This is a genomic window from Nostoc sp. FACHB-888, from assembly GCF_014696655.1.
GTDB lineage: Bacteria > Cyanobacteriota > Cyanobacteriia > Cyanobacteriales > Nostocaceae > Nostoc.
In genome coordinates this window covers 1-7,371 of sequence record NZ_JACJQM010000197.1, presented here as the reverse complement: position 1 = coordinate 7,371, position 7,371 = coordinate 1, and the positions used below count along the sequence as shown (strand labels likewise).

10 protein-coding genes and 2 pseudogenes are annotated in these 7,371 nt (G+C 42.6%); 6 read left to right on the top strand and 6 right to left on the bottom strand.

Going from position 1 to position 7,371, the window contains the following annotated elements; genetic code table 11:
- Both H6G26_RS36385 and H6G26_RS36380 read left to right on the top strand, forming a co-directional pair.
- On the top strand, positions 1 to 261 hold a 261-nt coding region (locus H6G26_RS36385; RefSeq protein WP_190736288.1), incomplete at its 5' end, for a helix-turn-helix domain-containing protein.
- 173 nt (positions 262 to 434) lie between these two features.
- Positions 435 to 863, top strand: coding sequence for a hypothetical protein (locus H6G26_RS36380; protein ID WP_199327248.1), 429 nt, complete (start codon positions 435 to 437; stop codon positions 861 to 863).
- Positions 864 to 1,081: 218 nt separating this feature from the next.
- Here the strand turns inward: H6G26_RS36380 and H6G26_RS36375 are convergent.
- The 3 genes and pseudogenes from H6G26_RS36375 to H6G26_RS43330 form a co-directional block, all read right to left on the bottom strand.
- Positions 1,082 to 1,291, bottom strand: a pseudogene (locus H6G26_RS36375) (DUF1993 family protein); the annotation flags it as partial.
- A 20-nt stretch (positions 1,292 to 1,311) separates the two neighbouring features.
- A complete protein-coding gene (locus H6G26_RS36370) occupies positions 1,312 to 2,652 on the bottom strand; it encodes a transposase (RefSeq protein ID WP_190736286.1) in 1,341 nt (446 codons plus the stop codon).
- Positions 2,653 to 2,712: 60 nt separating this feature from the next.
- Positions 2,713 to 2,907: a hypothetical protein gene (locus H6G26_RS43330; protein ID WP_242054185.1), complete on the bottom strand. Its 195-nt coding sequence runs from the start codon at positions 2,905 to 2,907 to the stop codon at positions 2,713 to 2,715.
- A 26-nt stretch (positions 2,908 to 2,933) separates the two neighbouring features.
- On the opposite strand from H6G26_RS43330, the gene H6G26_RS43325 reads away from it, so the two are divergent.
- From H6G26_RS43325 to H6G26_RS36355, 3 genes are all read left to right on the top strand, one after another.
- A complete protein-coding gene (locus H6G26_RS43325; protein WP_347242575.1) occupies positions 2,934 to 3,035 on the top strand; it encodes an SDR family oxidoreductase in 102 nt (33 codons plus the stop codon).
- A gap of 251 nt (positions 3,036 to 3,286) precedes the next feature.
- Positions 3,287 to 4,174: an AraC family transcriptional regulator gene (locus H6G26_RS36360; protein ID WP_190736284.1), complete on the top strand. Its 888-nt coding sequence runs from the start codon at positions 3,287 to 3,289 to the stop codon at positions 4,172 to 4,174.
- A gap of 115 nt (positions 4,175 to 4,289) precedes the next feature.
- Positions 4,290 to 4,955, top strand: coding sequence for a hydrolase (locus H6G26_RS36355; RefSeq protein ID WP_190736282.1), 666 nt, complete (start codon positions 4,290 to 4,292; stop codon positions 4,953 to 4,955).
- Positions 4,956 to 5,470: 515 nt separating this feature from the next.
- Here H6G26_RS36355 and H6G26_RS36350 read toward each other — a convergent pair.
- Complete coding sequence (locus H6G26_RS36350; RefSeq protein ID WP_190736280.1) at positions 5,471 to 5,929, bottom strand: DUF4383 domain-containing protein; 459 nt, start codon at positions 5,927 to 5,929, stop codon at positions 5,471 to 5,473.
- A gap of 417 nt (positions 5,930 to 6,346) precedes the next feature.
- Positions 6,347 to 6,826: a GNAT family N-acetyltransferase gene (locus H6G26_RS36345; protein ID WP_190736278.1), complete on the bottom strand. Its 480-nt coding sequence runs from the start codon at positions 6,824 to 6,826 to the stop codon at positions 6,347 to 6,349.
- A 128-nt stretch (positions 6,827 to 6,954) separates the two neighbouring features.
- On the opposite strand from H6G26_RS36345, the gene H6G26_RS36340 reads away from it, so the two are divergent.
- The gene (locus H6G26_RS36340) at positions 6,955 to 7,176 is read left to right on the top strand and encodes a hypothetical protein (protein WP_190736276.1); all 222 of its coding nucleotides are present in this window, start codon (positions 6,955 to 6,957) and stop codon (positions 7,174 to 7,176) included.
- Here H6G26_RS36340 and H6G26_RS36335 read toward each other — a convergent pair.
- Positions 7,173 to 7,371 (bottom strand): annotated as a pseudogene (locus tag H6G26_RS36335) (TetR/AcrR family transcriptional regulator); the annotation flags it as partial. The gene H6G26_RS36340 and the pseudogene H6G26_RS36335 sit on opposite strands and share 4 nt — an antisense overlap.

Genomic DNA, 7,371 nt, shown 5'->3' with positions numbered 1-7,371 from the left:
CAAGAGTGTTGTGTTCTGCTTCGGGGTGAACAGGTGAATTTAGCTCCGAAAGAGTTCCGTTTACTAGAAATGTTTATGAGTTATACACAGCGGGTATGGACGCGACAACAGATACTAGACAAAATTTGGGGAGAAGACTTCTTTGGAGATACTAAAACAGTTGATGTTCACATTCGATGGTTGCGTGAGAAGTTAGAGGTAGATCCAAGTCGTCCTGAATACATTGTGACTGTAAGAGGTTTTGGTTATCGATTTGGATAAAACCAATACTACATTCCATCTTGCCGAAATCGCCGATAACACTATATTATTAATGTAAAGCCACTTTTTAAATGTCGATTTAATGCAAAGCCGTTTTTTAAATTGAGATTAATTCCAATGCGATTAACCCCTATAGCGATCCTTCTGACTCATATCTTGCAACAGCCTATGTTTTGGCGAGGGAAAGTGGTACTCCTTTAATACTGAACTGGGATAATAGAGATTCTTCTTTTCTCAAATATGGTGTAAAATTCCGCCAGATTATGCATCAACGAGGAAATCAGGGAAAAAATATCAAAGAAAATATTTTAACAGGCGTTGATAGCCCGACTGTATTGCTAATGGAGCGAAGCAGTGAAGGATTTTTTGTTGCCAATAAAGGGGAGAATAAATTTAATATCCCAGTACTGGATTTGACCTTAACGAATTTGGATGGATGTTATCGGGAACTCCGTAATAACTTTACTGTTGCTATTGAACATCGTGAACAAGGGAAAAAATTTATAACTCGTTGGATCAGTTGGAATAGAGGCGGTATGGAAGTTCAAAAACGCAATGCACTCTATTTTATTCGAGAACCTTTTAATCAATGTCAAGTGTAGAGGCTTTCTCCATCTTTAAGAGGATGTTTGAAAAGCTGAAGATAGGCATGATTCGCTATTTTGAGTGTCACAAAGTAAAAGGAAGAATCCTAATTTTTCCTTGCTTTGGCTTGGCTACGCTACTTCTGATACAAAACATACTTTTCAAACGCCCTCAAAGAGAGTAGAGAATTTTATGCAATACCGAATAGCAATGATGACGTTAGATATTGCTCTGATTAAGGCTGACCAAGAAAGTCTTGTTTACCAAGTTCTACACCGCAGTGCCTGAGAATGTCATAAGCTGTAGTTACATGGAAATAAAGGTTTGGTAAAACAAAGTATAAGAGATATGGCATTCCTTGAAATGATGCAGTATTGTCACGCATTTGTAAGGTAATTTCTTTTTCTTCTGAACCATCAATTTGCTCAGGTTTAAATGTATTTAATTGACAATACCTCTGCCAATTTACAAGGGTTCAACGCCAGTGGAAACGGGGTGAATACGTCCTAAAGCAGTAAGCTTGGCAAAAATCTGGGTTAATAAAATAGGCTCAGGGATTTCGGGAAGCATTTTTAAGATTTCATGGACATATCGAAAGCCACGATAATGAGCCTTAAGGTCAATAATACCGGAGTCGGGATTAAGGGTGCGGAAATCAGTGAGAAGATGATGAGATAAATTAACCATAAAGAATGCTAGATTAGCAGCATTAGTTACCGCAGTTTGACCGATGTTCATAAAGTCTTCCAATCCCCAAAATTGCTTGGCATCACGGAAGTTAAACTCAATTTGAAAGCGCAGTTTGTAGTAGTCAATTATTTTCTCAAATGACAATTTTAGGTCACTAGAAAAAAGAATGATGTGACTGCGAACATTAGTTTTCAGATTTGTTTTCACCAAAATAACTACATTCAGGGACTGGGCAAATTCTTTGTGCAGTAAACTAGCTTGGTAAGTATCGGTTTGGACATCCTCTTCAATACTACTTTGACGCAAATATTCATCAGGAATATTACGCCAGTCCAGTTTCTCCCCGTATTTACGGCGTGAACGATGATTGGGGCCAGGATTTTGGTAAGGTATGTATAATGCTGAATCGTGGCGTAACTTGGAAATTATATGCAAGTTGACCTGTCGAGCCATCTGCAAAGCATTGTTGTTTCCAAAATGACCATCTAAGACTAAGTAAGTGAGTGGGATAAAGTTAGCTATCAACAAGACTTGCTCGCTAATCATCTTCTTAATTCTTAGTAATTCAGATGTGAGAATTACTTCGGTCTTGTTTTTGTTTTTACTCCCTTTTGGTCGTCCACGTCCACGTTTTTCTTTGGCTTTTATTTCTGGTCTTAGCGATACACTACTTTTTTCTATATCGCTCTTTACCACCTGTTCTATTCGAATCGGAAATGAGTGTCTTTGTTCGACACTTACTAATGATAATGCAAAAAAAGATAGTCCTGATATCGGTTTATTTACTAGGCTAGAAAAGAATCTATCCAACCCATAAGTCTTTTTACCTGATTTACTCACTACAACTTCATCTCCTGCAAGCAGATACACCTGATTCACACGGAACAAATGCTTGCGGAAAAATAGCCAAAACAACGTAGCCCAAGGTATTACTGTATGAAAGAATCTCAACATCGTTCGATAACTACCACCAACGCCTGCCCAACGAGAAATCCCCAACATCGTGACTCGATCGCTCATTGCTAACATGGCATGGATTATCTGGTTCAATTGCCGCATCGTTGTAGCGTTTATCTGCGGTAGCAAGCATTGTAAGAGTGATAAGATGTCTGGCATGGGTGGCTTGTAGTTTTTGAGTTGTCGTTGTGAGAGACAATAACTCTACTACGAAGCGCCCTACCTCTTCATACTCTTGTTTTGGCTAAGGTATTGGTTTTTATCATCTGACCTGGCATCGTTCACAACAGGTGCAACATTGCTGGTAGATGGTGGGTTTGTAGCGCAGTAGTCGAAAGGCAGCGCGAAACGTTGCGACCAAGTAGCGATCGGCACCGATATGAATCCCGCAGATACAGACCTTGCCGCAGTCATGATTGAGATGACTGCCCTTGGTCGCTATGGACAGCGAGGTGGCTGGCATGGTCTCTTATCTCGCCAGTCCTGAAGCCGCCTTTGTCACCGGTTCGAGCCTCAAAATTGATGGCGGTTTTACCGCTTGAACGGTATTGCCTCACTCGCCTCCCCAGAAACATTAGTTGAGATTGAGGCAACAGCAGCCCTTCAGTAATGATCTGCTGACTGGGTTGGTGAAATCCTTCCAATGGGGGAAGCATCGATCGCGCATCACGCTGTAGAGTACACTGGTTTTGGATTTTTGGCTGGCGACTGTTTTTGCTGCGCCAGAATCAGGCTGAAAAAAGCTAAAACGTGTTTATTCTGCAACTGCAAGCAATCGGTGAGAGCAAGCTCTATGACCAGCAACCTGCTCAACTCGCTCGAACTCAGCCAGCGAACTAATAAAACGCTGATGTTCTCCAGTCGGGAAATGAAATGGGATGGTGTCTTGGTTGAACAGTGTCAAAGTCCTGCTTCAGCTATTGACGTAGAACTCTCTGCCCTCTCAGATCATTGGCTCAATTTACACATAGGACAGCCCACCCCTTTAATTCAAAAACGGGACGGTCGCCTGCATGAGTCAACCCTTTACGAAGGGGACAACTTTTTTGTGCCGGCTGGCCAGTCGAGCTACTGGTATCGAGATAAGAGCGATGCTATTTGCGCTCCGCTATACATTTGCTTAAAACCAGAACTGATTCAACAAGTTGCTGAAGCCTCTGACATTGATTCGAACCAGTTCGACCTCGTACCTTGTTTTGGTCAGCAAGATTTGCAACTTCATCAGATTGGCATGCTGATATTAGCTGAGTTGCGATCGAGTGGGATGATGGGGCAATTATATGTCGAATCACTCACTCAAATTCTGGTGATTCATTTACTGCGACGCTATTCAACCCTAACGCAACCGATTGCATCACAGAACTGCAGCTTAACTCGTACCCAGTTGCACCAGGCGATCGATTACATCCACGCTCATCTGAATCGAGATTTGTCCTTAGCTGAACTGGCAAGTGTTGTTAAGATCAGCCCCACTTACTTTGCGAGTTTGTTTAAGCAAGAAATAGGGATTTCGCCCCATCAGTACGTGATTCAACAGCGTGTGGAACAGGCGAAATTGATGCTGTTGAAAACAGATTTGGCGATCGCAGACATCGCCCTAAAAGTCGGCTTCTCCAGTCAAAGCCATCTGACGCAACAGTTTAAGCGCCTCACTGGAATGACACCCAAGCAGATTCGTTAACACCATAAGAATCTGACAATTTACCCTAAGAATCTGAAAGACACCAAGCATTAGAACTCAATACACTAAAGTCGAATCAGACAAGAATCTGATGCAGTACTCATAAGAGAGTTCAATGTCTAAAAATCCAGAAATCGGACTGGAAGGACTGCTTCGTCCAGAAGATAGCATCCTGGTACTGATTGACCACCAGCCTTATCAGTTCACCAACTTGAACAGCCATGAACCGACCATGATCATTAACAATGTTATTGGTCTTGCCAAATCGGCAAAGGTGTTCAATGTACCAACAATCCTGACCACAGTAATTGAAGAAAGAGGGGGTTACATCATCAAGGGACTACAGGATGTTTTTCCTGATCAAAAACCGATCAACCGCACTTTCATCAATACCTGGGAAGATCCAAACGTTACAGAGGTCGTGAAGAAAAGTGGTCGCAAGCAACTTATACTTGCTGCGCTTTACACCGAGATCTGTCTCGCAATGCCAGCAATTCAGGCGCTTGGTGAGGGTTATGAAGTATTCATCGTTACCGATGCTTCGGGCGGTGTTACTGCGGAAGCTCATGACATGGCTGTTCGCCGGATGGTTCAGGCTGGTGCAGTTCCAATTAACTGGATGGCTGTACTTTCTGAATGGCAACGTGACTGGGCACGCACAGAAACATCTGCGGGTGTATCAGAGATTCTTCTTGAGCATGGCGGTGCTAGTGCAGTGGCCCTTGCATGGGAACTTCAGCTCCTTGCAACAACCCCTCCAGTGAACTCAGGTGGACATTAATACTTGAGGTTTTCTCTACGGAAGCAACAAGTAAAATAGGAGGCAGCATTTTGAAAAAGATAAAATGCTGTCTCCCTGATGAAAACAGCAGTGATCGCAGACATTACCTTATAAGCTTGCTGATGTGGGCTATTAGAGTGATGGGGTAAGGTGTTGGTAGTAAATCTGGTGCGAAGTCGCAGAAATTAGATGGAAAATGTGGATCATCTAGCTCAAACTGTAAATCGATGGAAATTACAATTTCAGGATTAACCACCTGAAGCCCCTCAATTACTTGAATTTGGAATGTCAGCAGAGTATTGGCGAAAGCCCTACATCAGTAGGGCTATTGGAGGAATGAGTGGTGTGTTGGTGGGAAATCTGGCACGAAGATTCGGTTTAGGAGCTTTTGTGCTATAAAAGCTACTGCTGAGGGAGAACTGAAAACAAGATCCTGTGTTGGAGACAGTGGGCGTGATTGGTCAGCCCAATGCTACAAATTACAAACAAAATTGACTATAAAACTAGGCAACAATTTATTTCTGGCTAAGACTGTGGCTTTCCCCGGAACTGAGTTCCAATAAATCTGGTGTGGCAATAAAACCAAAGTAAATGGCGATCGCAGCAGTAATACCATGAAGCCAAATATCATTGCCAAAAATAGGGATAAGACCTAAAGTAGCCTGGGTAGGAGGAAAAAGCCCCATGAGAGTAAGCAACCCGTAAAATATGGCTAGCATTCCACTGTAAAGACGGGCGCTACTTAATGAAACGGATGCCACCATGCCTAAAACGCCTACAATAAGGTGAACAATATTGTGTAAGACGTTGACGGGGAACAATCCCAGCAGATCACCGTAGCCAGTTGTGAATGAAAGCCCAGCCACATGAGGTGTAGTTGCAGGCGCTGTTTTAAAAGCTGCAATAAACCCCATGACACCAATCACAGTAAAGATGATGCCGATAATGCGAGTAAAGTACTGTCCTGGCTTCATAATGAAACTCCTGATTGTTTAGAAAGATAGACAATTTCTCCAGCCGAAGGATTGACTAGTAATTTAAAGAAATTGCCAAGACTATTCTTTATGAAACTTGTGATTTGCGGCTGTTTACTCCCGCTATGGTTCTATTTTGCTTCTACCTCCGTCCGGAAACTGAGTACGGAAAACTGGTATTGGCTAATACAACGCTCATTAACAATAGCTCCACAAAAACTGACTTTTTAGAAAAGAAATTGTTGAAGGTTCTGGAGTCAGAAATTAGAGATTAATGCAACAAAGAAGCAATGCCACAATGCTGTAAGTGATTCTACAAAATAAAACTTTGACTAAAAAGCTTTGTTCAGCAACGAGAAATAAAGCATTAGTGAGGCTCGAAATGCGGGTTTTACAAATATCCTGTCTCAATACCTTTTACAGCTTCTTAAAGTACCTGGCAATTGGTAACAGCCCGAAACCCAGCTTTTCATAGGTACAACGTGCTGGTGCATGACCAGGATCGCCTCCAGTCTCGACCATAGCAAGGGACATCCCAGCAGCTTTCATCCAATTAAGAGCGAACTCGACCAGAGCAGCTCCAATGCCAAGACGTTGATAATCTGGATCAACGGCAATCATGTAGATTTCTCCCATACTACTCTCTGAATGGAGTTTCACGGCTACAAAGCCCACGGTTGAATTAGAGTCGATGGCAACCCACACCTTTGTGTCTGTTGTAGTACAGACGGACTCGACAGCATTAAGCTGGCTTACACGCCAGCCATCAGGGTAGAATGAATGATACACCTCAATATCCATCGCTTTTTGAATCGAATCAAAGACCGGACTCCATGCGCGGAGTGAAAGACTTTTGATGGTATCAAGTTGGCTATCTTCGTATGGTTCAATTCGCATAAAGGTATTATGTGGTTTTAGTATATTACATAAATACTACCAGCTAATCTTTTTTCTGGTATGGGCAGTACACCGTTAGAATTGACCACTTGAAACCACTGAATTACCTGGAGCCGGAATGTCAGCAGATGCAGCTCCTTTGCGATGCCTACGGCGGGCTACGCCTACGCATCAGTAGATTACGGGAAAACGAGAACTTGAAAGATCCCCCAAGTACTGTGCTGAAGCATCTGGTGGAGTTGAAACGCCCGTATTTGAATGCGTTTGAAGAAGAACTTTTGGGTTTCATAGAGGCAAAAGCATCTATCACAAAGGCGGAAGCAAGTATTGGAGATGTTGAAGATAGTTAAATTTGATATGTTTGCAAATAGGCAGTAATTAAGGTTTTGGTTTCCTTCACTAGTTGTTTGCGCTCAAGTGGCTCACGCGTGAATGAAAGCCACAGCAGTTCATTAGAGACTTTGACTACGGTTGTCGCAATCAGTCGAGATTGAGTGGCATCGAGTTGAGGATTTCGCCGTGAAAAGAAATCAGCTAGTTCAACT